Annotated in this window: 27 protein-coding genes; 14 read left to right on the top strand and 13 right to left on the bottom strand. The window is 70.2% G+C overall.

Going from position 1 to position 24737, the window contains the following annotated elements:
• Positions 1-98 precede the first annotated feature (98 nt).
• Positions 99-965 carry an aminotransferase class IV gene (locus BUB75_RS32595; RefSeq protein ID WP_073262465.1) on the top strand — a complete coding sequence of 289 codons (867 nt, stop codon included), beginning with the start codon at positions 99-101 and terminating at the stop codon, positions 963-965.
• A 389-nt stretch (positions 966-1354) separates the two neighbouring features.
• Here the strand turns inward: BUB75_RS32595 and BUB75_RS32590 are convergent, their stop codons facing one another.
• Positions 1355-1897, bottom strand: a complete 543-nt coding sequence (locus tag BUB75_RS32590; protein WP_073262545.1) for a heme-binding beta-barrel domain-containing protein — start codon at positions 1895-1897, stop codon at positions 1355-1357.
• 211 nt (positions 1898-2108) lie between these two features.
• On the opposite strand from BUB75_RS32590, the gene BUB75_RS32585 reads away from it, so the two are divergent.
• Positions 2109-2471, top strand: a complete 363-nt coding sequence (locus tag BUB75_RS32585) for a DsrE family protein (RefSeq protein ID WP_178380031.1) — start codon at positions 2109-2111, stop codon at positions 2469-2471.
• Here the strand turns inward: BUB75_RS32585 and BUB75_RS32580 are convergent.
• The 9 genes from BUB75_RS32580 to BUB75_RS32545 form a co-directional block, all read right to left on the bottom strand.
• Positions 2468-3733, bottom strand: coding sequence for a hypothetical protein (locus tag BUB75_RS32580; RefSeq protein WP_143175540.1), 1266 nt, complete (start codon positions 3731-3733; stop codon positions 2468-2470). The two genes, BUB75_RS32585 and BUB75_RS32580, sit on opposite strands and share 4 nt — an antisense overlap.
• A gap of 112 nt (positions 3734-3845) precedes the next feature.
• The gene (locus BUB75_RS32575; protein ID WP_073262460.1) at positions 3846-4148 is read right to left on the bottom strand and encodes a DUF1416 domain-containing protein; all 303 of its coding nucleotides are present in this window, start codon (positions 4146-4148) and stop codon (positions 3846-3848) included.
• Positions 4149-4150: 2 nt separating this feature from the next.
• Positions 4151-4984 carry a sulfurtransferase gene (locus BUB75_RS32570; protein ID WP_073262458.1) on the bottom strand — a complete coding sequence of 278 codons (834 nt, stop codon included), beginning with the start codon at positions 4982-4984 and terminating at the stop codon, positions 4151-4153.
• A 58-nt stretch (positions 4985-5042) separates the two neighbouring features.
• Positions 5043-5492 (bottom strand): DUF4395 domain-containing protein, encoded by a 450-nt coding sequence (locus BUB75_RS32565; RefSeq protein WP_073262456.1) that lies wholly within the window; start codon positions 5490-5492, stop codon positions 5043-5045.
• A gap of 90 nt (positions 5493-5582) precedes the next feature.
• The gene (locus BUB75_RS48930) at positions 5583-5657 is read right to left on the bottom strand and encodes an Ms5788A family Cys-rich leader peptide (protein WP_376981956.1); all 75 of its coding nucleotides are present in this window, start codon (positions 5655-5657) and stop codon (positions 5583-5585) included.
• 113 nt (positions 5658-5770) lie between these two features.
• A complete protein-coding gene (locus BUB75_RS44530; RefSeq protein ID WP_084741964.1) occupies positions 5771-6367 on the bottom strand; it encodes a TlpA family protein disulfide reductase in 597 nt (198 codons plus the stop codon).
• Positions 6368-6404: 37 nt separating this feature from the next.
• Positions 6405-7142, bottom strand: coding sequence for an LmeA family phospholipid-binding protein (locus tag BUB75_RS32555; protein ID WP_073262454.1), 738 nt, complete (start codon positions 7140-7142; stop codon positions 6405-6407).
• 81 nt (positions 7143-7223) lie between these two features.
• Entirely contained in the window at positions 7224-8018 is a 795-nt protein-coding gene (locus tag BUB75_RS32550; RefSeq protein ID WP_073262452.1) for a hypothetical protein, read from the bottom strand.
• Between the two features lie 116 nt (positions 8019-8134).
• Positions 8135-8905 (bottom strand): alpha/beta hydrolase family protein, encoded by a 771-nt coding sequence (locus tag BUB75_RS32545; protein WP_281248407.1) that lies wholly within the window; start codon positions 8903-8905, stop codon positions 8135-8137.
• Positions 8906-9016: 111 nt separating this feature from the next.
• Between BUB75_RS32545 and BUB75_RS32540 the strand changes: the two genes are divergently transcribed.
• The 10 genes from BUB75_RS32540 to phoU (BUB75_RS32495) all read left to right on the top strand — a co-directional run bounded on the left by BUB75_RS32540 (position 9017) and on the right by phoU (BUB75_RS32495) (position 20193).
• Entirely contained in the window at positions 9017-9733 is a 717-nt protein-coding gene (locus tag BUB75_RS32540; RefSeq protein ID WP_073262448.1) for a winged helix-turn-helix transcriptional regulator, read from the top strand.
• 18 nt (positions 9734-9751) lie between these two features.
• Positions 9752-10639: a mycothiol synthase gene (gene mshD, locus BUB75_RS32535; protein WP_073262446.1), complete on the top strand. Its 888-nt coding sequence runs from the start codon at positions 9752-9754 to the stop codon at positions 10637-10639.
• A 63-nt stretch (positions 10640-10702) separates the two neighbouring features.
• Complete coding sequence (locus BUB75_RS45680) at positions 10703-12328, top strand: hypothetical protein (RefSeq protein WP_143175539.1); 1626 nt, start codon at positions 10703-10705, stop codon at positions 12326-12328.
• 62 nt (positions 12329-12390) lie between these two features.
• Complete coding sequence (gene ggt / locus BUB75_RS32525) at positions 12391-14172, top strand: gamma-glutamyltransferase (protein WP_073262442.1); 1782 nt, start codon at positions 12391-12393, stop codon at positions 14170-14172.
• 398 nt (positions 14173-14570) lie between these two features.
• Positions 14571-15665, top strand: a complete 1095-nt coding sequence (gene pstS / locus BUB75_RS32520) for a phosphate ABC transporter substrate-binding protein PstS (protein ID WP_073262440.1) — start codon at positions 14571-14573, stop codon at positions 15663-15665.
• A 128-nt stretch (positions 15666-15793) separates the two neighbouring features.
• Entirely contained in the window at positions 15794-16828 is a 1035-nt protein-coding gene (gene pstC / locus BUB75_RS32515) for a phosphate ABC transporter permease subunit PstC (RefSeq protein WP_143175538.1), read from the top strand.
• 2 nt (positions 16829-16830) lie between these two features.
• Positions 16831-17907, top strand: coding sequence for a phosphate ABC transporter permease PstA (gene pstA, locus BUB75_RS32510; RefSeq protein WP_073262436.1), 1077 nt, complete (start codon positions 16831-16833; stop codon positions 17905-17907).
• Between the two features lie 50 nt (positions 17908-17957).
• A complete protein-coding gene (pstB, locus tag BUB75_RS32505; RefSeq protein ID WP_073262434.1) occupies positions 17958-18734 on the top strand; it encodes a phosphate ABC transporter ATP-binding protein PstB in 777 nt (258 codons plus the stop codon).
• 36 nt (positions 18735-18770) lie between these two features.
• Positions 18771-19415 (top strand): phosphate signaling complex protein PhoU, encoded by a 645-nt coding sequence (gene phoU / locus BUB75_RS32500; RefSeq protein ID WP_073262432.1) that lies wholly within the window; start codon positions 18771-18773, stop codon positions 19413-19415.
• Positions 19416-19530: 115 nt separating this feature from the next.
• Entirely contained in the window at positions 19531-20193 is a 663-nt protein-coding gene (gene phoU, locus BUB75_RS32495) for a phosphate signaling complex protein PhoU (protein ID WP_073262430.1), read from the top strand.
• On the opposite strand, the gene BUB75_RS32490 is transcribed toward phoU (BUB75_RS32495), so the two are convergent.
• The 3 genes from BUB75_RS32490 to BUB75_RS32480 all read right to left on the bottom strand — a co-directional run bounded on the left by BUB75_RS32490 (position 20190) and on the right by BUB75_RS32480 (position 22486).
• Positions 20190-20783: a Uma2 family endonuclease gene (locus BUB75_RS32490; RefSeq protein WP_084741963.1), complete on the bottom strand. Its 594-nt coding sequence runs from the start codon at positions 20781-20783 to the stop codon at positions 20190-20192. The two genes, phoU (BUB75_RS32495) and BUB75_RS32490, sit on opposite strands and share 4 nt — an antisense overlap.
• Before the next feature lie 77 nt (positions 20784-20860).
• Complete coding sequence (locus tag BUB75_RS32485; protein ID WP_073262428.1) at positions 20861-21856, bottom strand: inorganic phosphate transporter; 996 nt, start codon at positions 21854-21856, stop codon at positions 20861-20863.
• Between the two features lie 3 nt (positions 21857-21859).
• The gene (locus BUB75_RS32480) at positions 21860-22486 is read right to left on the bottom strand and encodes a DUF47 domain-containing protein (protein ID WP_073262426.1); all 627 of its coding nucleotides are present in this window, start codon (positions 22484-22486) and stop codon (positions 21860-21862) included.
• 33 nt (positions 22487-22519) lie between these two features.
• Between BUB75_RS32480 and BUB75_RS32475 the strand changes: the two genes are divergently transcribed.
• Positions 22520-22885 carry a VanZ family protein gene (locus BUB75_RS32475; protein ID WP_218617904.1) on the top strand — a complete coding sequence of 122 codons (366 nt, stop codon included), beginning with the start codon at positions 22520-22522 and terminating at the stop codon, positions 22883-22885.
• A 127-nt stretch (positions 22886-23012) separates the two neighbouring features.
• On the top strand, positions 23013-24695 hold the full coding sequence (locus BUB75_RS32470; RefSeq protein WP_073262424.1) for a GGDEF domain-containing protein: 1683 nt from the start codon (positions 23013-23015) through the stop codon (positions 24693-24695).
• The last annotated feature ends 42 nt before the right edge of the window (positions 24696-24737 follow it).

Genomic DNA, 24737 nt, shown 5'->3' with positions numbered 1-24737 from the left:
TTCCGGCTCGGTTCGCCCCTTCGCTGTTCAGGGCCCGAGTTCTGCGAAGACCTACCGCGGGGCGCCGGACCGGAAAAAACTTCACTACGGTTTCCGGCATGGCTACCCGTGCGCTCGCTGTCCTCGGCCGGGGTCTCCTTCCGGTCGACACACTCATCGCCCGTGCCGACGACGCCGGCCTGACCCGCGGCGACGGCGTATTCGAGACCATCCACGTCCGGTACGGCAAACCCTGGCAACTGGACGAGCACCTGGCCCGCATGGCCGGTTCGGCGCGGATCCTCGGCATCAACCTCCCGCCGGCCTCGGAGCTGGCCGCGCTGGTGGAGTCGGTGTGCGCCGAGGCCACGGACGACGAGGAGGTCGGCGTCAAGATCGTCTGCACGCGCGGACCCGACACCGGCCAGCCGGAGCCGCCGACCGTGTTCGCGACGATGTTCGACGTCTCACCGGCGCAGCGTCAGGGCCGCCGGGACGGGATCTCGGTCGTGACGGTCACGCTCGGCGTGACCGCCGACGTGCGGTCCGGAGCGCCGTGGCTGCTCGGCGGCGCGAAGACGCTCTCGTACGCGGTGAACATGGCGGCGCTGCGGTACGCCGCGGCGGCGGGCGCGGACGACGCGCTGATGCTCTCGGTCGAGGGAACGGTGCTGGAGGCGCCGACCGCGACCGTGGTGTGGGCGGCCGACGGGGCGCTGCGGACCGTGCCGGTGGACACCGGGATCCTCGCCGGTACCACCGTGAACTACCTGCTCGACCGGGCCGGTGAGCTGGGGCTGCGGGCCGAGCGCACCCGAGCACACCTGGACGATCTGTACGCGGCGGACGAGGCGTGGCTGTGCTCGAGCGTGCGGGGGGCGGCTCGGATCACCGCGCTGGACGGCAAGCCGATCGGGGAGCGCGGGCTCACCGAAGGGGTACAGCGAATCCTCGGATTTCCGCTCCCGGAGAACACCGAAAAATAGCGTTGCCGACCCTCGGAGACCGACGTAGATTCGAGCTACACGAGAGGGGAGGTGGTCCAAAGTTGAATACTTATCGGACTCGTGAGGTGGCTACTTCCTAGCCGCCCATCGGACTCCGGTCCGAACCGTCGCCTGAGACGTAGACGGCGGTAAGGCAAACCAAGGTAACCACCGACCCCTCGGGCTGCCGGCCTCGTCCGACCGGCCCCGTGCGTAAGCACGGGAACCAGCCCGAGGGGCTTTTTTTGTGGGCGGCCCGCCCAGGACGACGCTGCCGAGCGGGCGCGACCACTTGAGTACGACCAATACGCGGCGCGGTCGCGCCCGATCGGCAGGCCCCGCCCTGGGCGGGCTCCCCGTTCAAACAAATGCGCGCGCTCTGGCGGCGCTTAACCGCCGATTCGCTTGAGGCGGGCGGATAGGTGCGGGGTCAAATCGTGGCCCGTTGCGGCCATGTCGACCGCATAGAGCAGATCGCCCTCGACGATGCCGTAGAGACGGTGGTTCGCCGAAACTTCTTTGGCGGTCGCGGTACGCACGACCGCGTCGGTGCTCAGCTCCACTTTCAGCCCGTCGATCTCGCCGACGTACACCTCGACGAACCCGGTCGGGTGCGCGAGCAGCACCTCCACCGAGTCGTCAGCCTGCGGACGCCACCACCCGACCTCGCGCGCCGCCGGGCGGATCGGCCGCCCCTCGGCGTCGATGAGCCAGGTCCGCGACTCGTACGCGAGGAACGGCCTGCCGTCGTGGCTGAACCGCACCTCTTGGGCGTAGTCGAAGTCCTCGATGTCGGGGTACCCGCCCTTGCCGGTACCCCGCCACAGGCCGACGAACGGCAGCAGGCCCAGCAGCGACTCGTGCAGGTTCGGCCCGGACCGGAGGTCGTGGGTCTCCTCGTACGGGTAGCCCGCCGGATCGGTCACGATCAGCGCTGGCCCTGATAGAGCCGGTAGACGACGTACGCGCCGAACCACGCGATGAGGAGGAAGGCCGCGATCAGCAGCACCAGGAAGAAGGTCTCGAGCACGTGTCGAGTCTAGGGCGAGAGACCGCCCGGAGTGCGCGTGGCCCTCAGCACAGTGTCGCGAGCCGCGGGCGCCGGGACGCCAGCCTGACGGGTCGACCCCCTAAGGTCTGCTCATGAGCCGCTCACTGGTCGTGAAGGTGACAGCCGGAGCGGATGCTCCCGAACGCTGCGCGCAGGCGTTCACGGTCGCCGCCACGGCAGTCGCCGCCGGAGCGGACGTCTCGCTCTGGCTCACCGGGGAGTCGTCCTGGTTCGCGTTGCCCGGCCGCGCCGCAGAGTTCGAACTACCGCACTCCGCGCCGCTGTCCGAACTACTCTCCGCGCTGCTGGCGACCGGCCGGGTCACGCTGTGCACCCAGTGCGCCGCGCGGCGGTCGATCGAGGAGAGCGACGTGCTGCCGGGCGTCCGGATCGCCGGCGCGGCCGTCTTCGTCGAGGAAATCCTCGCCGACGGCACCCAGGCACTCGTCTACTAGCCGCACGTCCGCGTGATGAAGCGGACGATCGCCAGCACCGCGTTGGCGTCCAGCACGATCGGCATCTGCACGGACTCGCCGCCCTCGAGCTGAATGACCGCCGAGATACCGACCTCCGCGAACACGATCACCCTGGCCTTCGTGCAGTCGGCGATCGTCCACCGCAGCGTCGTCGGCGGCGTCTGCATCTTGACGAAGCTGACCGGGAGCGGCGCGGACACCACCGAGAGTCCCGGCGTCGGCGTGCGGATCTCCCGCACCGCCGCCGCGCTGGTGTCCTGCTGGGTGATCCGGATCGGGGTCACCAGTTCGGTGCCCAGGTCGGCCGGATCCCCGTGCAGCTCGGCGGTGATCCAGAGGTTGCTCGCCGCGCTCTGGCACTTCTGCCGAGCGGTGTCGACGACCAGCGTGGTGTCGTCGGAAAGCCGGACCCGGATCTCCTGGTCCGGACGTCCCTCCGGGGTGACCGTCAGCATGATCGTCCGCGGTGCGGACGTCGGCCCGCCGGTCGAGCAGGAGTGCGTCACGTCCAACGAGATCCAGGCGTCCTGGCCCGCGCGCACCTGCGCCCCGCGGCTGACGGTCCGCAGGTGCGACGTGAAGCGCCTGTCGTCCAGCCGGGCGGCCCGGACCCGGAGGTCGGTCGGTCCACTGTTCGTCACCACGACGCGGAGCGTCCAGGGCTGTCGTGCGCCGGTCCAGCTCGCGCTGCTGGCGGCGTCCTCGGCCACGCGGGCGGTGAGCCGGACGGTGTTCCGCTGCTTCTCGGCGGCCTGCTGGGTGTCCCACTCGTGCACGGTCGCACCACCGAGGACGGCGCCCGCAACGAACGCGACGATCGCGAGCAGGCGGGTGGAACGAGCCCGGCTCCATCGTTGGAGGCGTCCGACGAAGGCCGGCCCCCGCGGGGGTGGCTCGTCGGCCTCCGCCTCTTCGGTAGAAGGTTCCGGTGGCGCTTCCACCTCCGGTAATGGTTCCGGCGCGGGCTCGTACGGTTCCGATTCGGACGACGGGTCGCGCAGCGGCGCCCGGGGGAGCGGGACGACCGGCTCGGGTGCAGCCCAGCGTCGTGACGGCTCCCAGCTGCCCTGGCTGAGCACGTCGAAGTCGGGGACGGGCGTCGCGCCGGAGTCGTCCATCTCGTCCCAGTAGGCAGGCGCCCGGCTCACGTGGCGGGGAGCCGTCTCGTCCGACTGCTGTTCGGGGGCGGATTCTTCCGGCTGGGCACCGTCCCGGGAGGCGTGGCTACGCCGTCGGGCCATTCCCTCAGGGTAGGAGTTCGTCGGCCCCCCAGGCCAGGAGGAACACCAGGATCAGCACGACGAAGGCCCGCCCGGCGGAACGCCGGCGCGAGCCTTCGTCGTGCAGCGTGGATCAGGCAAGAACGAGGCTGGCCTGGTTCACACCCTTGTCGGCCGAGACCGCGGTCTGGCCGGACTTGTTCGAGTGGAGCGCCCGGACCGTCCATTCGCCCGGCGCCGCGAAGAACCGGAACTGGCCAGTCGCCGACGAGACGACCTCGGCGGTGAACTCGCCGGTGGAGTCGAGCAGCCGGACGAACGCGCTCGGTACCGGCGAACCGTCGCCGGACGTCACGATGCCCTGGATGACCGTTTCCTTGGTCGTGTCGATGCCTTCGGTGCTCAGGTCGTTGCCTTGCTCAGGAGCTCCGCACATATTTAGACGTCCTTCTCGATCGGAACGCCGATCAGCGAACCGTACTCGGTCCACGAACCGTCGTAGTTCTTCACGTTCTGGTGGCCCAGGAGCTCGCGCAGCACGAACCACGTGTGGCTCGACCGCTCGCCGATCCGGCAGTAAGCGATCGTGTCCTTGCTGTCGTCCAGGCCGACCTCGCCGTAGATCTTACGGAGGTCGTCGTCCGACTTGAACGTTCCGTCCTCGTTGGCGGCCTTGCTCCACGGCACGTTGAGCGCGGTGGGGATGTGGCCACCCCGCTGCGACTGCTCCTGCGGGAGGTGCGCCGGGGCGAGCAGCTTGCCGGAGAACTCGTCGGGCGAGCGCACGTCGACCAGGTTCTTGACGCCGATCGCGGCGACGACCTCGTCACGGAAGGCCCGGATCGAGGTGTCCTGCTCCTTGGCGGTGTAGGAGGTCGCGGCCCGCTGCGGCACGTCCTTGACGAGCTCACGCCCGTCGAGCTCCCACTTCTTGCGGCCGCCGTCGATCAGCTTGACGGCGTCGTGGCCGTAGAGCTTGAAGTACCAGTACGCGTACGCGGCGAACCAGTTGTTGTTGCCGCCGTAGAGCACGACCGTGTCGTCGTTGCCGATGCCCCGGCTGGAAAGCAGGGCCTCGAACTGCTCCTTGTTGACGAAGTCGCGGCGCACCGGGTCCTGAAGATCGGTCTTCCAGTCCAGCTTGATCGCGCCGGGGATGTGCCCGTTGTCGTAGGCCGTGGTGTCTTCGTCAACCTCAACGAACACGGTGTTCTCGGCGTTCAGGTTCTTCTCGGCCCAGTCGGTCGAGACGAGCGCGGACTCGCGGCTCATGCAGACACTCCTTCGGGTGGGGTTTTGTCGGTGGGGAGGATGTGCGCTCGGCGGGGCGTCACGCCGCGCGAGCCCGGGTGAAGCGGGAAATCAGCAGTCGCCCGCGAAGGTACGCGAGGCAACCGAGGCAGAGCCCGAACGCCGCGTTGAGAAACGCCGCGACCAGCGCCCCTGCGGTGGCCACGACTCCGACGACCGGCGCGCCGGCGAGGTAACCGACGGCAGCGACCGTTGCGAACACGAAGCCGACCCCCTGCGCGAAACGCACCGGGGCGGCGTCCTCGCGCTCGGTGGCCGGCGCGAGCCGCGGTGCGACCAGGACGCGGTAGAGCACCCCGTACGGTGCGACGCCCAGGCCGACGAACGCGCCGAGAGCGAACACCACTGCTTGCGCGGCGACCAGCCAGCCGGAACCGGTGACCAGGACGACCGCGAGGACGGCCGTGGTCACCCAGGCGGCGAACCGCGGCCCGCGTGGGTCAACGTGCGGAGGGGATAACTTCGACATGAATCTCCTGACATCCAGGGGCTGGGGTTGTCAGGGCGACGGTCACGCGGTCAGCGGAGCGGAGAGGTGCTCAGCGCGCATCGCCCGGCGTCAGGCCGGGGGACACAGGCAGCTACCGACACGGCAGAGGTCTACCGCGCGGCGCTTCGTGAGCAGGGAGCTCATGGGGGTCAGCGTAGCAAACGCTCGACGACCCCTGTCCCGAAATGCGGGACGCGGCTCCTGATGTGCGGGACAACCAATCGGCTGGCGTGGAATTCCTACCCGTAAACGGGGATTTATGGGCCCGGAGAAAGAAACGGGCCGACCGCGGCGAGGACGTCGTCCCGGCGCGGTTGTCCCACGGCACGGCCGGCGATCCGCCCGTTGCGGTCGACCAGCAGCGTCGTCGGGGTGCTCCGAACGTCGAGCACTCGGACGACGTCCAGGTGCGATTCGGCGTCAACCTCGACGTGTGCGGTCTCCGGAAGGCGGCTGACCACGTCTTTCAAGACCTGGCGAGTCGCCCGGCAGGGCGCGCAGAACGCCGACGAGAACTGCACCAGCGTGACCGCGGCGTTCCCGGGCTCGATCCCCAGCTGCGCCCACACCCCGGCCCCGGCCGCAGCCTCGGCCCCGACTCCAGCCGCCTCGGCCCCAGCCGCCTCGGCCCCAGCCGCGCCTCCAACGGCGCTGGCCTCGGCTCCGGCGGCCTGGCCGGCGGGCGAGCCGGCCGCCTCAGCCCTCGCGGCCGGGGTCGGGATCGGGGCTGCGGGCGGGTCGGCGGCCGCGACCGGGCGGACGCGGCCGGTGCGGGCGCGCCACACCAGGCCGCCGACGGTCGCGGCGGCCAGCACCACCACGAGCACGACGACCCGCACCCACACGCTGTCCATGACCGCCGCAACACCCGGCGCGCCGGGACCCTTCCCGCTACTGAACCAGTGGGACGTTCGTCGCGCTGCCGGTGACGGCCAGCGAGCCGTTGCTCGCGGTCACCTTGTCGAGCTTTACCTCGAACGGCAGCTGGAGCGCCACCGGCTGGGCGAACTGGTCGGTGATCCGGTCGACGACCGCGGTCGGCACCGTGACACCCGCCGCGCTGACCGAGCCGACGTCGAACGTCAGCGTGTCGCCGTTCAGCTTGGGCGTGACGTCCGCCTGCACGTCGACCGTGCCGACGACGGGGATCGCGACCGGCAGGGTCGCCCGCAGGGCGGACCCGGAGCTCTCCAGCTTCAGCCCCTCCAGCCCGAGCCGGCGTGCCACCTCGTCGACGCTGAGTCGCCCGGTGCCCGTGATGCGATCGGCGGTGACGTCGTGCAGCGCACCGCCGCGCAGCACGTCCTGCGGGATCGAGACGTCCCGCAGCTGGAGGTCGACGCGGTCGACCTTGCCCTGCGGTGTGGTGACGTTCGTCAGGTGGACGTCGGCGCCGTCGAAGTTCCCCGAGATCAGCTGGGTGATGAACGGGAAGCCGACGGTCTCCACGTCGGTGCTCGCCGCCGGAGTGCCGTTGTCGCGCAGGTTCTGGGCGACCGCGTCGGTCAACCGGCCCTCGGCGGCATTGGCGACGACACGGTCGAGCGCAACCGCACCACCGCACACCACGACCAGCAGGATCACAACCAGGACGAGGCAGCCGGTGCCCCGCCGCTTTCCGGCTGCCATACACGTCCTCCAGGCGATCGACGTCAGACGCCGTGTGTACCAGGCGGACGCCAGGCCCGGGTCAGGATGTCAGGCCCGGGGTCAGAGGGTCAGGCCGGCCAGGTAACCGATCGGGGCCGCGACCGCGAGGGCCACCAGCGGTCCCAGCGCGGGACCGGCCAGGCCGCCGGTCGGTCGGCCGCCCGCGGCGATCCGGCCGGCACGCGCGAAGTCGACGCCGAGGTCGGCGAGTACCGCCGCGGTGCCGACCAACCACCCGACCAGCGTCGCTGGGCCGAGCGCGAGGTTCAGCCCGAGCTGGACGGCGAGCGCCGACGCCCCGGCGGCCACCGCACTCCCCAGCGCGAGTCCCACCACGCCGCGCGGCACGTCCCGGTGGGCGGCCGGACGCGGCAGCACCAGGTCGGCCAACCGCGCGATCACCATCGCCACAGCGGCCGCGGCCACGATCAGCGCCACGAGGTCGGGATTCTCGGCCTGCCGCAGCGCGACGGTCGCCGCGAGCGCGATCACCGCGACCGCCATCGTCAGCGTCGACCCGAACGCCTCGGTGACGTTGCGCCGCTTGACCCCGCGGGCCAGCTGGGTGAACGTCGTCGCGCCGAACGCGCACGCGAGCACCGCGACCAGCCCGCCTGCTCCGCGTTCGCCGGTGGCTAGCGCGACGGCGTCGGCCGCGATCGCGGTGAGCACCCCGACGACGGCCGTGCCGCGCGTCCCCGGCGGGCGGGTCACCAGACACCAGGCGCCGACCAGCGCCAGCTGGGCGAGCAGGATCGCGATCGCGTACGGGAGCGGTCCGGCGAACGCGGCACCGCCGAGAACCGCGCCGCCGACGAGCGCGGTGACTCCGGCGACCGTCGCAGCGCTGGTCACCAGGCTGGCACCCTCAGTAATCGATGCGTCACCGAGCGGCTCCGAGCCCAACGGTTCAGATCGGGGACGCGGCTGCACGCCCCGATCGTGCCAGACCCCAGAGGCGTCGTCGGTGGTCACGGGGTGCCCGGTTCGAGCAGCCAGCGTCCGAGTCGATCGGCCAGCCGCACCGGCAGCCGGTTCTCCGCGTGCGCAAAATCCGGCTCCAGCCAGACGGTCGCGTTGTCACCCGCTGCAGCGGCGAGCGCGAGCGGGTGCTCGATCGGGAAGTAGTGGTCGATCAGCCCGTGCACGAGGAGTACCGGTGTGGGGGCGATCGCCGGCATCAGCTCCAGCGGCGACGGCGGGACCGCCAGCGTGATCGGTGCCAGCCGCACCTTGAAGAACGTGCGGGCCACGAGCCGCCCCGGCAGGCTCTCGATCAACACGTGTACCGCTCGCATCGACGGGGTGTCCCGCACGAACCACCGTGACGGGGTGCTGACCGCGGCCACCGCGTCGACGCCTCCGCGGACCGCGGCATGGCACAGCGCGACCGCGGCGCCGAACGAGAAGCCGACGGTCACCACCCGGGGGTAACCCTTCCGGCGTGCCCACTCCACGGCGGCGGCCACGTCGGCGACCTCCGGGCCGCCCATCGCCGACAAGCCGCCGCTGCGTCCGTGCCCGCGCAGTTCGATGACAAAAACGTCGGCTCGACGCCGCAATCGGACGACGAGCCGTCGCACTGCGGCAACACGCGCGTGACCGGTGAAGCCGGGAACGAAAATGATCAAAGTGTCGGAAGTGCGCTCGGATCGGCCCTCGGAAGTGCCTCGTCCGGCTACCGATGCGGCTGGCCACCATGAACCGAAAAGCTGAATCTGGTCCTCTGTGAGAAGGAGCACCGGTTCTCCGCTGTCCACTGTTGTTATCCTGCCCGTAACGCCCCGGACCGCGCGTAGCGGGGCTGACCTGGGCAGCGCCGCCCGACCGGATCGCTACACCGGAGGTGGCCCATGGAAATCCTCCTGATGACGGCAGGCGTCGAAGCCGAGGCCGCGACCGTCCTTCCCGCCCTGGATCTTCTTGGACACACCGTCCGGACCGCTCCGCGCGACCTGAAGGCATTGCTCGGTGGCCCGACCCCCGACGCCGTCATGGTGGACGCCCGTGGCGACCTGGCCGGCGCCCGGTCGACCTGTCGGCTGCTGCGCACCACCGGCCTCACCGTTCCGCTGTTCGCCGTGCTCACCGAGGGCGGTCTGGTCGCCCTCAACGCCGAGTGGGGCGTCGACGACATCCTGCTCACGACGGCCGGCCCGGCCGAGGTCGAGGCTCGCCTCCGGCTCGCGACCGGCAAGAACGGCAACGAGGCCGCGGACGATGAGCCCGGCGTCGTCCGCGCGGGCGAGCTGGTCATCGACCCGCAGACCTACTCGGCCCGGATCAAGGGCCGGCCGCTCGACCTCACCTACAAGGAGTTCGAGCTTCTTCGCTTCCTCGCCCAGCACCCGGGCCGGGTTTTCACCCGTGACCAGCTGCTCCGCGAGGTCTGGGGCTACGACTACTTCGGTGGCACGCGCACCGTCGACGTTCACGTCCGTCGTCTGCGTGCCAAGCTCGGCAGCGAGCACGAGGCGCTGATCGGCACCGTGCGGCAGGTCGGGTACAAGTTCGTCACGCCGCCGCCGCGGACCCTGCCCGAGTCCGACCCGATCCTCAGCGTCGTCTGACGCCCTACAGTTCCGGGCGTGGCGACTGGTGAATTCCCGGGTCCGGCGGAGATCAAAGCGGTACTGGCTCTGAACGAGGCGGCAACCGCGACCGACGGCGTCGGACCGCTCTCCGAGCAGACGATCCTCGCGCTGAAAAATCCCGCCGAGTACCCGGACGTCGTTCATCTCTTCGCGCGTGAGGGCGACGAGATCGCCGGCTACGCGCAGGTCGCGCCGGGTGACCCGGCGTCCGGCGAGGTCGTCGTGCATCCGGCCGCCCGTGGCCAGGGTTTCGGGCGGCGGCTTGTGGAGTCGGCGCTCGCGGCTGCCCACGGGCCGCTCGCGATCTGGGCGCACGGTGAGCACCCGGCCGCCGTCGCGCTGGCCGGCTCGCTGGGGCTGCAGCGGTCGCGGGTGCTGTCCAAGATGTGTCGGTCGCTGGAGCGTCCGCTGCCGCCGGTCCGGTTGCCGGACGACGTCCGGCTGCGGTCGTTTGTCGTCGGGGCGGACGACGCCGCCTGGCTGCGCGTCAACGCACGGGCCTTCGCCTCCCATCCGGAGCAGGGGAAGTGGACCCAGCACGACCTGGAGGTGCGCCAGCGCGAGCCCTGGTTCGACGCTGCGGGTTTCCTGCTGGCCGTGCGCGGAGACGACGTGCTCGGCTACCACTGGACGAAGCGGGAGCTCAGCCCCGACGGCACCCCCGGCCCGGAGGGTGAGGTGTACGTCGTGGGCGTCGATCCGGATGCGCAGGGCCTCCGGCTGGGCACCGCACTCACGATCGCCGGCCTCGAGCACCTGGCGCGCGCAGGTGCGACCGAGGGAGTCTTGTACGTCGACGAGTCGAACGAGCGCGCTGTCCGCGTGTATGCCGGGCTCGGGTTCGAGGTGTGCGAGACGCACGTCATGTACTCGAATCGGTAGCAACCGAACTGCACCCGTGCGGTGACTTAACAGGCCAAAAGCCCAATCCGTACGTTAAGGGGCATGAGGCGTTGGTCGGCTGGGTTGTGCGTGCTGTGCGCGGGGGCGCTCGCGTCCGCGGTCGGGGATCGATCGGCGAGCGCGGACACTCGTGAGCCGGAGGCCACGGTTCTGAGCGCGGAGCTCCGTGCCGCCGAAGTACGGTCGGTGCGGTTTACCGGCCTCGAGCGCGAGGGCGCCACCGCTGGTCAGGTCACCATCGATGCGGGCAGGCTGGTCGCGCGTGGGGTCGTCCGGGCTGCTTCTACCGGCCAGTCCGGCGCGACCGCCGCTCTTGACCGCTTCGAGTTCGCCGCGCTCGGTGCAGTGCTGCTGCGCGTTGAACGGGTCGACGCGCAGGTGCGGTGTCCGGGGTCGGCCGCGCCGACCGCGAACGCGGTCGTCTCCGGTGTCCGTGAGTACGCGCCGCCTCGCGCCGATGGGGTGCAGGTCCGGGCCGAACTGCACAAACACACCGCGGTGGACGAGAGGGGAGCGCGCACCGCAGTCGAGGTGCGGATCGTCGCGACAGCGCAGGCCCTCGCGCCGGTCGAACTCGGCACGCTGCGGCTCGCCACCGCCCGATGCGCGGTCCCCGCCCCCACAACCCGAGCCGCCCAACCGCCCCCAGCCCTGCCCAGGGAAGCTGCCCCGCCCAGGGAAGCGGCCCCGCCCAGGGAAGCGGCCGCCTCCGCGGACAGCAGCTCGGTCGCGGCCACGGAATCCCCAGCGGCCGCGCCCGCAGGCACGAACTCGGCCGCGCGCACGCCCGCGTCCGCGTCCGCGACGCCACCCGCGACTGCGGCTTCGCCTGCGGCGGCGGCGCTGCCTGCGGTGTCGCCTGCGCCTGGGGCGGTGTCGTCTGTGCCCGTGGCGGGGGTGGGGACGCCGCCGGGGCCGGCGGTGGGAGCGGTGTCGCCTTCGGCTGCGGCGGGGTCGGCGCCGGCTAGGGCGGCGGCTTCGGGGGCTTCGGGGCGGGCGGCGGCGTCTGCGGGTGAGCACGCTGCGGCGGATCCGCTGCTGATCGCCCCGGCCGGACCTCCGGTCGCCAGGCTTCCGCAGCGCTTGCCCGCCGCGTCCGCGCCGTTGGCGTTCGACCGGCCTCCGGCCGCCGGGCTTCGCCCGCCGCGCCTCCGTTCGCCGCGTCTCCCCGCGGTGGGCCCGCACGCGCCGAGCGCGACCACGTCCAGCCCGGCCCTGCCGCCCACCCGTGTCCCGGCCGCCGATGCCCCGGGCCACGCCGCCGATGTGCCAGGCTGGGCCGCCGATGTCCCGGGCCGCGCTGCCGATGTCCCGGGCCGGCCTGCCGATGTCTCGGGCCGCGCTGCGGATGGGCCGGGTCGCGCCGCCGATGTCCCGGGCCGGGCCGCCGAAGGGCCGGGTCGCGCCGCGGATGTCCCGGGCCGCGCTGCGGAGGTGGCGGGTCGCGCTGCCGATCGGGCTACCGAAGGGCCGGGCCGGGCTGTGGAGGTTCCGGCGCGTGCCGTTGACGCCTCGGCGCGGCACCTCGCCGCGACGACCAGCACGCCTCGGCCTCCCGGCCCGCTGGAGGCGATGCTCGCGGTCGGCCTGATCAGCGCGTCGTTCCTCGCGGCGGGCCTCACGGCACGCGCGATCCGCCGTCTCAACCGTGGCCGATCCGGGGGTTGAACCTCGGCGGATCGGGCACAGTCCTTCTCCAAAGGACGGTCGTCTGCGCTGGGGAGGCCCCCGTGGCGAAGAAGCGTCGGTTCCTCGGTGCGCTGTCCGGAGGCGTGGTGACCGCGCTCGCGCTGGTGACTGCGGTCCCCGCGGTTGCCGCCACCCCACCCCAGGGTCGCCCCACCGCGGTAGGACACGGTGGCGCTGTCTCGTCGGTCGACCCGGACGCCACCGCGATCGGCATCGAGGTTCTCCGTCGCGGCGGCAACGCGGTCGACGCGGCGATCGCCACCGCCGCCGCGCTCGGCGTCACCGAGCCGTACTCGGCCGGCATCGGCGGCGGCGGCTTTTTTGTCTACTACGACGCCAAGCGCAAGAAGATCAGCACGATCGACGGCCGCGAGACCGCACCGGCGAGCTTCACGCCGACGGTCTTCACCGAGAACGGCACCGCGATCCCGTTCGCGGAGGCGGTGACCAGCGGCCTCTCCGTCGGCGTCCCCGGCACCCCGCTGACCTGGCAGCAGGCGCTCGACACCTGGGGCACTCGCTCACTGTCCCAGTCGCTGGCGCCGGCCACCGCCCTGGCGAAGAAGGGCTTCGTGGTCGACACGACGTTCCGGGCGCAGACTGCGGCGAACGCGGCCCGCTTCGCCGACTTCCCGGCGACCCGCGCGCTGTTCCTGCCGGGTGGCCAGCCGCCGACCATCGGCACCACGCTGCGCAACCCCGACCTGGCACGGACGTACGAGCAGCTGGCGCGCGGTGGAGTGCGGCAGTTCTACACCGGTCCGATCGGTGCGGACGTCGTCCGGACCGCGCAGAACCCGCCGGTCGACCCGGCTGCCACTCGAATCGTGCGCAAGGGTCAGCTCACCGCAGCCGACCTGGCCCGCTATACAGCGCCGTTCCGGGCACCGACCCGCGTCGGTTACCGCGGTCTGGACGTGTTCAGCATGGCGCCACCGTCCTCCGGCGGCACCACCGTAGGGGAGGCGCTCAACATCCTCGAACGCGTCGGCCTGAAGGGCGTCGATCAGACCCAGTACCTGCACCGCTACCTGGCCGCGACCACCCTGGCGTTCGCCGACCGCAATCGCTGGGTGGGTGATCCGGCGGCAGTCGATGTGCCGGTGCGGGAGCTGCTCTCCGACCGGTTCGCCGCGACCAGGGCCTGCTTGGTCGACCCGGAGAAGGCGCTGACCACCCCGCAGGCACCGGGTGACCCGCGCACCGCGGGCTCGGACTGCGCCCAGCCCGCCGGTGCTCCGTCCGGCGCCGCGTACGAGGGGCCCTCGACGACGCACCTGACCGTCGCCGACAAGTGGGGCAACGTCGTCGCCTACACGCTGACGATCGAGCAGACCGGCGGGTCGGCGATCACGGTTCCCGGGCGGGGTTTCCTGCTCAACAACGAGCTCACCGACTTCAGCTTCACGCCGGTGACCCCGGGCGCCCCGGACCCGAACCTGCCCGGGCCGGGCAAGCGTCCGCGCAGCTCGATGGCCCCGACGATCGTTCTCGACCACGGCAAGCCGCTGCTCGCACTCGGCTCGCCTGGCGGCGCGACGATCATCACGACCGTGCTGCAGGTGCTGCTCGGCCGGCTGGACCGGGGGCTGACGCTGCCGCAGGCGATCGCGGCGCCCCGGGCGTCCGGCCGTAACGGGGCGGCCGTCGAGGCCGAGCCCGGGTTCGACACGGCTGCGCTGACTGCACTCGGCTGGTCGTTCACCGACGTCGCGGAGATCGGTGCCGTGGCTGCCGTCGAGTTCTTGCGGGACGGCCGTATCGTCGCGGCGGCCGAGCCCAGTCGTCGAGGCGGCGGTTCGGCGGCTGTGGTTCGGCCCTAGGCCTCGCATCCGAGCCACCGTGATGCTGCTAACTTCAGCCGCGGCGAGCGCTTCCGCACCGTCGGTAGTGTCCGTCAGAGGCATTAGTGCAATTTCCGTATTCCGTGGGTAACCTGCGGCTCTACACGTGACGCCCGCCCGCTTTGGGAATTTTTGTCCGAAACTACTCAGCGTGAGGAAGTTCCGGCCGATGCGGGATTGTGATCGCGGCGCGTGATCTCGTTCACCTAATGGCCACTGACCTGTGCAGAGACGGTTAATTCCGGAACCTGCGGTGTTCACCGTGCGTTCATTTAGGCCCGGGGAGCGCGTCACTTTCGCTACCTAGCGTTCCGAACGACCGGCGACGGAAGCCGGCCCCAGAGGACTGGGCAGTAACCCCTCGGAGGGACTTGAACGTGAAGCTGCACCGCACTGGCGCCATCGCCGGGATTGCGCTTGCCAGCCTGCTCGCCATCTCCGCCTGTGGTTCGGACAACACCGAGACCGCGAGTTCTGACGGCAGCGCGAGCAGCAACCCGAACTGCGCGGAGGGCCAGATCTCCGCTTCCGGCTCGTCCGCCCAGAAGACCGCGATGAACGCCTGGACGACGGCGTACGCCAAGGACTGTGGCGCGCAGATCAACTACAGCCCCACCGGTTCCGGCGCGGGCGTCAAGGAGTTCACGGCCGGCAAGGTCGCGTTCGCCGGTTCGGACTCCGCCCTCAAGGACGACGAGCAGACCGCCGCTGACGCGCGCTGCAAGACCGGCAAGGCCATCAACATCCCGGGTGTGGCGACCGCCGTCGCGATCGTCTTCAACGTGAACGGCGTCGACAAGCTGACGCTCGACCCGGCCACGATCTCGAAGATCTTCCAGGGCCAGATCAAGACCTGGAACGACCCGGCGATCGCCAAGACCAACTCCGGCGTGACCCTGCCGTCGACCGCGATCTCGATCGTCTTCCGCTCGAAGGACTCGGGCACCACCGACAACTTCACCAAGTTCCTCGAGGCGCAGACCCCGGAGACCTGGAAGCTCGGCACCGGTAAGGGCTGGAAGGGCACCGTCGGCACCGGCGCGCCCGACTCGGCCGGCGTTGTCTCCGCGGTGACCGGCAAGGACGGCTCGATCTCCTACGTCGACGCCCCCGACGCCAAGAAGAACAGCCTGAAGGCCGCCGCGCTCGACACCGGTGCCGGCGCCGTCGAGATCTCCGACGAGACCGTCGGTAAGGCGATCGCCGCCGCCGAGCAGGACTTCGACGGCAACAACCTGAAGCTGAAGCTGAACTACGGTCTCAAGGAGGCCGGCGCGTACCCGGCCGTGCTCGTGACCTACCAGATCACCTGCGAGAAGGGCCTCACCGCCGACGAGGTCAAGCTGACCAAGGGCTTCCTCAGCTACGTGGTCAGCGACGCCGGGCAGACCGCTGCGGCGGACGCCGGCTACTCGAAGCTGCCGGCCGACCTGCTGACCAAGGCCCAGACCGCGGCCGCCGCGATCGCCTGACCTAGCAACGCCTGAGTTGTCCGTCGGCCTGGGCCGGGTGAGGACCGCATCGTCCTCACCCGGCCCGGGCGCGTGCAGACTTTATTGCCCCCAGGCCCCCGCGGCCGCTCGTCCAGAGGATGTTCGTCATGGCTGACCCCTCCACGCAACCAGCCACCACCGCTACTGCCCCCGCACCCCCTGACCGTCGGGGGACCGCGCCGGACAAGTCCAGCGGGCTGGGTGGACAGAAGTCGACCCGCGGTGGTGACGCGGCCTTCAAGTTCATCTCGACCGGCGCCGGGGCCATTCTGCTCTTGATCATGGGCGCGATCGCCGCGTTCCTGGTCTACAAGTCGATCGATGCGTTCACGTCGAACGACGGCAACTTCTTCACCGAGAAGACGTGGACTCCGGACCCGCCCGAGCCCGGTGGTCCGTCGGTGTTCGGTATCGCCGCGCTGACCTACCACACGGTCGTCACCGGCATCATCGCGATGCTCATCGCGGTTCCGGTCGCGATCGGTATCGCGCTGTTCATCACGTTCTACGCGCCGCGTCGCCTCTCGCAGGGTCTGGCCTACCTGGTCGACCTGCTCGCCGCGGTGCCGTCGGTCGTCTACGGCCTCTGGGGTCTGTTCTTCCTCGTCCCGAACATGACCGGTCTGACGCTCTTCCTGGACCAGTACCTCGGCTGGATCCCGCTGTTCGACTACCGGCCGGACGACATTCCCGGCAACCGATCGGACTTCACCGTCGGCATCGTGCTCGCGGTGATGATCCTGCCGATCGTCGCGGCGATCACCCGCGAGGTCTTCCGCCAGGTCCCGCCGGCCCATGTGGAGGGTGCGCTGGCGCTGGGTGCGACGCGCTGGGAGATGATCCGACTCTCGGTGCTGCCGTTCGGCCGTGCCGGCATGGTTTCCGCCGCGATCCTCGGCCTCGGGCGCGCGCTCGGCGAGACGCTCGCGGTCACGATCATCCTGGCCAGCGCCTACAACGTGAGCATCCACATCACCGAGAACGGCGGCGTCACGTTCGCGTCGAACATCGCGAACAAGTACGACGAGGCCGGCGAGATCGGCACCAGCGCGCTCATCGCGTCCGGTCTCTGCCTGTTCGTCATCACGCTGATCGTCAACTCTCTGTCGCAGCTCATCGTGCGGCGCAAGAAGGAGGCCTGATCATGGCTACTCTCCAGGCTTCCCCCGACGAGCTGCGGGAGAGCAATCTCCGCGGGCAGAAGTTGCCGAACTGGTCCACGTGGGCGATCGGCGCCGGCTCCATCGTCCTCAGTGCGCTGATCTTCGCGTTCACCGGCGACAGCTTCAACGTGGCCCGGTTCGCGGTGCTGTCGGCGCTGCTGTTCGTCCTCGTGCTGACCGGCGTCAGCTTCGCGGTCGAGGGCCGCAGGCAGGCGACCGACCGGCTGTTCACGACGTTCGTCTACTCGGCGTTCATCCTCGCGATCGCGCCGCTGTTCTCGATCATCTACTACACGCTGTCCAAGGGCCTCAGCGTCATCAACGGTGGGTTCCTCACCCACTCGATGTTCACGATCAGCGAGGACAGCTTCGGCGGCGGCGCGTACCACGCGATCATCGGCACGCTGATCGTCACCGGGATCGCGGCCGTGTTCGCGGTGCCGATCGGCGTCCTGACCGCGGTCTACCTGGTCGAGTACGGCGAGGGGAAGAAGTTCGCCCGGCTGGTCAGCTTCTTCGTCGACGTCATGACCGGTATCCCCTCGATCGTCGCGGGTCTGTTCATCTTCACGTTCTGGCTGCTCACCCTCGGCTTCCAGAAGTCCGGGTTCGCCGGTGCGCTCTCGCTGGTCATCCTGATGCTGCCGGTCATCGTCCGGTCGACCGAGGAGATCCTCCGACTGGTCCCGCACGAGCTGCGTGAGGCGTCGTACGCGCTCGGTGTGCCGAAGTGGAAGACGATCGTCCGGGTCGTGCTGCCGACCGCGTTCAGCGGCATCGTCACCGGCGTCATGCTGGCGATCGCCCGTGCGATGGGCGAGACCGCACCGCTGCTGCTGCTCGTCGGCACCCAGGCAAAGATCAACTTCGATCCGACCACGGATGCCATGTCGACGCTGCCGACGTTCATCTACTCGCAGCTCGGCAGCGCGGCCGGCAACGCGGACGCGCCGGGCACCGCCCGTGCGTGGGGCGCGGCGGTCACGCTGATCGCGATCATCATGATCTTCAACCTGCTCGCCCGGTTCGTCGGGCGGTTCACCAAGGCCCGTGGCTGAGTCGGCGCCGCCGGTCCAACCCCTGACGTAACCCCGAAAGAGGCACCGCCATGTCCAAGGCGATCGAAGTCAAAGACGTCAACATCTACTACGGCAGCTTCCTCGCGGTCGAGGGCGTGTCGATGTCGATCGAGCCGCGCTCGGTCACCGCGTTCATCGGCCCGTCCGGCTGCGGTAAGTCCACCGTGCTGCGCACGCTCAACCGGATGCACGAGGTCATCCCGGGTGCGCGGGTCGAGGGCAAGGTGCTGCTGGAGGGCGAGGACATCTACGCTTCCTCGGTCGACCCGGTGAACGTCCGCCGCACGATCGGCATGGTGTTCCAGCGCCCGAACCCGTTCCCGACGATGTCGATTTACGACAACGTCATCGCGGGCCTGAAGCTCCAGGGCCGGCAGAAGAAGAGCGTCCTGGACGACACCGTGGAGAAGTCGCTCAAGGGCGCGAACCTCTGGAACGAGGTCAAGGACCGGCTGAAGAAGCCCGGTGCCGGCCTCTCCGGTGGTCAGCAGCAGCGGCTCTGCATCGCCCGCGCGATCGCGGTCGAGCCGGAGGTCCTGCTGATGGACGAGCCGTGCTCGGCGCTGGACCCGATCTCGACGCTGGCCATCGAGGACCTGATCCAGCAGCTCAAGACCGACTACACGATCGTGATCGTCACGCACAACATGCAGCAGGCCGCGCGTGTCAGCGAGCGGACCGGCTTCTTCAACCTCTCCGCCGTCGGCAAGCCCGGCAAGCTCGTGGAGATGGACGACACCCAGAAGATCTTCACCAACCCCACCGACAAGCGCACCGAGGACTACATCACGGGTCGCTTCGGCTGATCGCCGACGCCCACCTCTACCTCAGGAGACATTCCCGTGCGGGATGAATTCCGTAATGCCTTGGCGGCGGCCGAGGACACCCTCGCGGAGCTGGCCGACGGTGCTGCGGCGGCGATCGAGCGCGCCACCGTGGCGCTGCTCGAGGCCGACCTGACCGCGGCCAAGACCGCTCTGGAGCAGAACCAGGCGTTACGGACGCGCCTGGCCGAGCTCGAAAGCAACGCCTACCACCTGCTGGCACTGCAGGCACCGGTGGCGTCCGACCTGCGGGTGCTGGTGACGGTCGTCCGGCTCGGGGCCAACATCGAGCGGATGGGTTCGCTGGCCGCGCACGTCGCCGAGACCGCCGAGCGGCGGCACCCCGCGTCGGTCGTCCCGGACTCGCTCGCGCCGGTCTTCCGGCAGATGGGTGAGGTCGCCCGGGAGATGGCGGTCGACGCGGCGGCGGCGCTGCGTTCGCGGGACACCGAGGACGCGGCTCGCCTGGCGAGCAAGGACGACACCGTCGACCGGTTGCGTCTGGACCTGTTCCGCCAGATCGCCGGCGACTGGCCGCACGGCGCCGAGGCTGCCGCCGACGCCGCGCTGCTCGGGCGATACTACGAGCGGTTCGCCGACCACGCGGTCGCGATCGCCGACGCGGTGGTGTACCTCGTCACCGGCGTGGCCGCCGAGGCCTGAGTTCGAGCCCGGCCGCGCCCGGTCCGCCCGACTTCGGTTGGGTGGGCCGGGCGCGGGTATGTTTCGGCGATCCTGCCGTCCGGCGTCGGCGTCGGGGCTGCTCGAAGGGTGACAGGTGCGCGAGGGATTTCACGGCCAGCTGGACGCGATCCGCGGAGCGCTGGCCGATATGACGGACATGGCCGCGGCCGCGATGGAACGGGCGACCGTCGCGCTGCTCGGTGCCGACCTCGTGGTCGCCGAAGACGTGGCGGCGCAGGCCGGGCGGCTCGAGGCCGCGCGCCGCGCGGTGGAGGACCAGACGTACGAGGTGCTGGCTCTGCAGCAGCCGGTGGCCAGTGATCTGCGCACGATGGTGATGGCGATCAAGGTCGGCGGTGACATCCACCGGATGGGGTCGTTGGCCAACCACGTCGCGAAGGTGGCCGTGCGGCGGCACCCCGCGTACGCCGTGCCGGACGAGTTGTTCCCGCTGATCCGGCGGATGGGCGAGGTCGCGACCCGGATGGCACAGAGCGCCGGTGCGGTGCTGCACTCCACGGACGCTGCGGACGCCGGACGGCTCGCAATCGACGACGATGCGATGGACGGCCTGCGCCGGACGCTGTTCCGGATGCTGCTCGACAACTGGCCGTACGGCGTCGAGTCGGCGATCGACGTGGCGCTGCTGGGGCGGTATTACGAGCGGTTCGCCGACCACGCGGTCTCGATCGCCGACGGCGTCGTCTACCTGGTCACCGGCGAGCTCCCCCGAGAACGCGACGAAAAACTCAGCTAGGAGCGCTTGTCCTTCGACCGCTCCAACTCGTCCAGATCGAGCTCGATCGGGAACGGCGAGCGTGTGCGCAACCGCCCGGTGTAGGCCTGCTCGTCGCGGTATCCGTCGTCGCCCGGCTCGCTGAACACGTGCACCGTCGGCCCCTTGGCGCCGACCGGCTCGCCCTCGATCCGCCAGTAATAGGGCACGCCGGCGTGGGCATAAATGAGCGGCTTGCTTCCGCGGTCTCGACGCCGGGAGCCGGGCGACACCACTTCGACGACGAGCGCGAACTGTTCGGCCGGGATGGGTCGGGTCGTCAACGGCACGTCGGCGCCGAACACCACCACGTCGGGAGCGACGTAGTCCAGCGGCTCCAGGTTGAGCAGGACATCGATTTCGATCTCGACTTGCCATCGGGGCGGAAGCTGGCGCTCGATCGCATTCGCCAGCCGACGACTGATCCGCTGGTGAATCGGGAGGGGGCTCGGATTCACGGTCAAGGCTCCATCGATGACCTCGACCCGGGAGCCTTCGGGGAGGCGCTCGACATCACGCAGGGTCCAGACACCGGACGGTGGCTGGTGCCAGTCATACGGCAGCGCGATCATGTCGACTCCTCCTCGCGTGCACGATAACAACCGACGAGGCGAGGCTAGCGCAACTCGGTGGTACGAGTGAACCTGTTTCAGAACATCAGAGGGTGGAGGATCGATTCGAGGGCGGCGGCCACCAGCGCCGCGGCGGGAATCGTCAGCACCCAGGCCGTGACGATGTTCGTCGCAACACCCCACCGCACCGCCGACAGCCGCTTCGTCGCCCCGACACCCATCACCGACGAGGTGATCGTGTGCGTCGTCGAGATCGGCACGTGGAACACGTACGCAGTCGTGTAGAGCACGGCCGCGCCGGCCGTCTCGGCGGCGAAACCGCGAGGCGGGTCGAGGTGGATGATCCGGCGGCCGAGCGTCCGCATGATCCGCCACCCACCGGCGTACGTCCCGGCCGCGAGTGCCAACGCGACCACGGTGACCACCCAGAGCGGCACCTCGAAACCCGTCTGGTATCCGCCGACGACCAGCGCCAGGACGATCACGCCCATCGTCTTCTGGGCATCCTGCAGGCCGTGCCCGAGCGCCATCGCGCCGGCCGAGACGGTCTGGGCGTACCGGAAGCCCCGGCTCATCTTCGCCGGGTGCGCCCGCCGGAACGCCCAGAGGATCGCGAGCATCAGAAGGTATCCGAGGCCGAAGCCGACGAGCGGCGAGAAGATCATCGGGATGACGACCTTGTCGAAGACGCCGGCCCACTTGACGATCGCGTCGGAGGAGAGCGCCGCACCTACCAGGCCGCCGATCAGCGCGTGTGAGGACGACGACGGTAGCCCGAAGTACCACGTGATGAGGTTCCAGACGATCGCACCGAACAGTGCGCTGAACACCAGCAGCAGGCCTTCGCCGCCGGTCGGGGCCGAGACGATGCCCTCGCCGACGGTCTTGGCGACGTCGGTGCCGAGCAGCGCACCGGCGAAGTTGGCCACCGCGGCCATGATCAGCGCGGCTCTCGGCGTGAGCGCGCGGGTGGAGACCGACGTGGCGATCGCGTTCGCTGCGTCGTGGAAACCGTTGGTGTAGTCGAACGCCAGCGCGATGACGATGATCGCGAGGACCGGGAGGATCTCCACCGGTCAGGACTCCTTGACGGCGATCGTCTCGACCGTGTTCGCGACGTGCTCGAACGCATCGGCGGCCGCCTCCAGCTCGTCGGCCACCTCCTTGAGCTTCATCACGGTCAGCGCGTCGTACTCCCCGCTGAACAGCCGGACGAGCAGCATCCGGTACGCGTGGTCACCCTCGTTCTCGATCCGGTTGGCCTCGATCCAGTACGACTCGAGGTCCTTGAGCGACTGCAGGCGCGGCATCGCGGACGCGGTGAGCTGGGCCGCGCGGCTGAGCGTCTCGATCAGCTCGTGCATCTCCCGGGGCAGGTTGGGCAGTTGCGAGAGGCCGTAGAGGTAGACCAGGTTTCCGGCGCCCTCCATGTGGTCCATGACGTCGTCGAGCAGCGAGCCCAGCCGGTAGATGTCCTCGCGGTCGAACGGCGTCACGAATGTCGAGTTCAGCTTCCGCAGCAGTTCGTGCGTAACCTCGTCGTTGGCGTGCTCGATTTCCTTGAGCCGGTCGGAGATCGACTGGAAGTCCGGGGTGGGCAGGCTGAGCTCACCGAGGATGTCCGCCCCCTTCACCAGGTTGTCGGCGGCCTGGCTGAAGAAGTCGTAAAAGACGGTCTCGGTGGGGCGGAGCCGGAAGCGCACGTGAACCCCTGGTGACGTCGAGGTGTAGGGAAGGTGTTTCGCAAGGAGATGCTAGGTAAAGCTGAGAAGGCGCGCCGCAGCGGGCAGGCGTCCTTCGTCGTCGTAATCGTTATTAGTCTCTTTGTTCTTTTTCTTCCTAATGATGATGTTCCCTCCGGGTTCCCGCCTGGAACCGACAAGCTCGTGCACGGCGCGTTGTTCGCCGCGTTGGCGCTGACCGGCAGTCGTGCCGGGGTGCGGGCGGCGTGGCTGCTGCCGACGCTGGCGCTGTACGCGGTCGTCTCCGAGGTCGTGCAAGCCGCCCCGGCGCTCAACCGCTCGGCCAGCCCGTGGGACGCACTGGCCGACGTGATCGGCATCGCGCTCGGCTGGCTACTGGCGCGCCGCCTCGCCCGGTGATCGGCCAGTACCCGATCGTCACCCGGATAAAGCAGCGCGGTCGTCCGGGTGAACGGCGGCCGGAGTCAGAGTTAACGCTGGTCAGCGGGTATAGCTGTGGCCACGGGAGCGGCTGAATACTGATGCCGTGGGGGAATCGACTCAGTATTTCGACGCACCGTTCTCCGGTGGGACGATCGGCTACCAGCCGGTCGCCGACTTGTTCAGCGGCCGCGTCCCGGCGCACGAGGTCTCCCTGATCGGGAGCGCCTACCCGCCGGGCGCCGAGCAGGCCGCCCTCCGACTCCTCGACCTCGCCGCCGGGCTGCCGACGGCGGTCCACCTCCCGCTGCACCCGGACGCTCTGCTGCGGGACGCCGGCTTACCCGACCGGCTGGCCGAGCGCTGCGCCGCGACCCGCCGCGCGCCCGACACCGTCACGCTCCTGCTCGCCGAACAACACTGCATGACCGACGTGGTGAGCCTGCGCCGCCGGTGCGCGGCACTACGTCGACACGGGTTCTCGATCGGCATCGACGATGTCGGTGCGTTCCACGGGTCGCTCTCCGTGCTCGCCGCGATCCACCCGCAGGTGATCAAGGTCCACCGGACCGTCGTCTCCGCGCTCGGCGAGTACCCCGAGGCGTCGGCGGTGGTCGAGGCGTCCGTGCTGTTCGCCCGCAAACTCGGAGCGACGCTGATGGCGACCGGCGTGGACACCGCTGCCTCGGTCTCGACGCTGCGCTCGATCGGAGTCGGCTACGGCCAGGGAAGCTACTTCGGCGACCCGGAGAGTCACTGGAGCGACGTCGTCGGAGTGCCGCCGTTGCTCGCCGACGAACAGCCGGTGGCTGCCGAGGCCGGCAGCGACGCGTTCGAGGGCCAGACGCTCCGGGAACTGCTGCGCCGCGCGATGTCCGCCTCCGTCGACGCGTCCGGCGACGAGATCCGCGAGGTGTTCGGCCTGGACGAGGACCTGCTGACCGTCGTCCTGATCGACGACGCGGGCCAGATCGCCGGCGTCATCCCGCGCGGCACGTTCATGCTGGCGGCCAGCGGGCCGTTCGGGCACGCGCTGCACGCCCGGCGCAGCGTCCTGCAGCACGCGGTGAAGCCGCGGCTGGTCGCGCCGGACACGCCGGTCGCCGAGGCGATCCGGCTGGTCACGTCGCGGTCCCGCAGCCGGGTGTACGACGACCTCGTGGTGGCCGACCACGACGGGCGGTGCGTCGGCATCGTCCGGGTCGCCGACCTGCTGACCGCCTCGCAGCGCAACCAGGTCGACGCCGCGATCTCGCTGGACCCGCTCACCGAGCTGCCCAGCGGCAAGGTCGTCGACGAGACCGTGCGCCGCCGCGTGCGCGAGCCCGGCGGGGTCGCGATCAGCTGGATCGAGATCGACCGGCAGTCGGTGATCGAGGCCGAAGGGTTCCTGGCAGGCAACGCGCTGGTCGTCGAGGCCGCTGCGGTGCTGCGCCGGGTCGCCTCCTCGACCGGGCGAGGCAACTGGCTGGGCCATTTCGGCGCCGGAGCGTTCGTTCTGCTGACCGACCGCGCCACCGCCGACCGGACGATCCGTTCGCTGCTCGACTACCGCCCCGAAGACCGGTACGGACGCCCGGTCGACCTCACGGTGGGGACGCTCGACTGTCCGCCGTCGGCGGCGGGCGACCCGTCCGGCCTGTCCGTCCGGCTCGCCGAGCTGATGCGCCACGGGCACCAGCTCGGCGGCACCGCCTGGGTGGCCGCGACGTACGAGGCGCCCGGCGTCCGGGTGCAGTACGCGAGCCGTCCGGTACTCAGCGCGAGCGCGGAGCGGCATCAGGCTTAACGAATTCTGAAGCCGTTCCGCGATCGAACGGCGGCGTGGTTG

This window comes from Cryptosporangium aurantiacum (assembly GCF_900143005.1).
Classification (GTDB): domain Bacteria; phylum Actinomycetota; class Actinomycetes; order Mycobacteriales; family Cryptosporangiaceae; genus Cryptosporangium; species Cryptosporangium aurantiacum.
This window is presented reverse-complemented; position numbering and strand designations above follow the sequence as displayed.

Coding starts and splice junctions, on each gene's coding strand:
- BUB75_RS44530 (WP_084741964.1), bottom strand. CDS start 6,367: ATGGACAGCGTGTGGGTGCGGGTCGTCGTGCTCGTGGTGGTGCTGGCC.
- BUB75_RS45680 (WP_143175539.1), top strand. CDS start 10,703: ATGAGGCGTTGGTCGGCTGGGTTGTGCGTGCTGTGCGCGGGGGCGCTC.
- pstA (WP_073262436.1), top strand. CDS start 16,831: ATGGCTACTCTCCAGGCTTCCCCCGACGAGCTGCGGGAGAGCAATCTC.
- BUB75_RS32565 (WP_073262456.1), bottom strand. CDS start 5,492: ATGTCGAAGTTATCCCCTCCGCACGTTGACCCACGCGGGCCGCGGTTC.
- pstB (WP_073262434.1), top strand. CDS start 17,958: ATGTCCAAGGCGATCGAAGTCAAAGACGTCAACATCTACTACGGCAGC.
- BUB75_RS32580 (WP_143175540.1), bottom strand. CDS start 3,733: ATGGCCCGACGGCGTAGCCACGCCTCCCGGGACGGTGCCCAGCCGGAA.
- BUB75_RS32585 (WP_178380031.1), top strand. CDS start 2,109: ATGAGCCGCTCACTGGTCGTGAAGGTGACAGCCGGAGCGGATGCTCCC.
- BUB75_RS32595 (WP_073262465.1), top strand. CDS start 99: ATGGCTACCCGTGCGCTCGCTGTCCTCGGCCGGGGTCTCCTTCCGGTC.
- BUB75_RS32555 (WP_073262454.1), bottom strand. CDS start 7,142: ATGGCAGCCGGAAAGCGGCGGGGCACCGGCTGCCTCGTCCTGGTTGTG.
- pstC (WP_143175538.1), top strand. CDS start 15,794: ATGGCTGACCCCTCCACGCAACCAGCCACCACCGCTACTGCCCCCGCA.
- BUB75_RS32570 (WP_073262458.1), bottom strand. CDS start 4,984: ATGAGCCGCGAGTCCGCGCTCGTCTCGACCGACTGGGCCGAGAAGAAC.
- BUB75_RS32540 (WP_073262448.1), top strand. CDS start 9,017: ATGGAAATCCTCCTGATGACGGCAGGCGTCGAAGCCGAGGCCGCGACC.
- BUB75_RS32575 (WP_073262460.1), bottom strand. CDS start 4,148: ATGTGCGGAGCTCCTGAGCAAGGCAACGACCTGAGCACCGAAGGCATC.
- BUB75_RS32490 (WP_084741963.1), bottom strand. CDS start 20,783: ATGATCGCGCTGCCGTATGACTGGCACCAGCCACCGTCCGGTGTCTGG.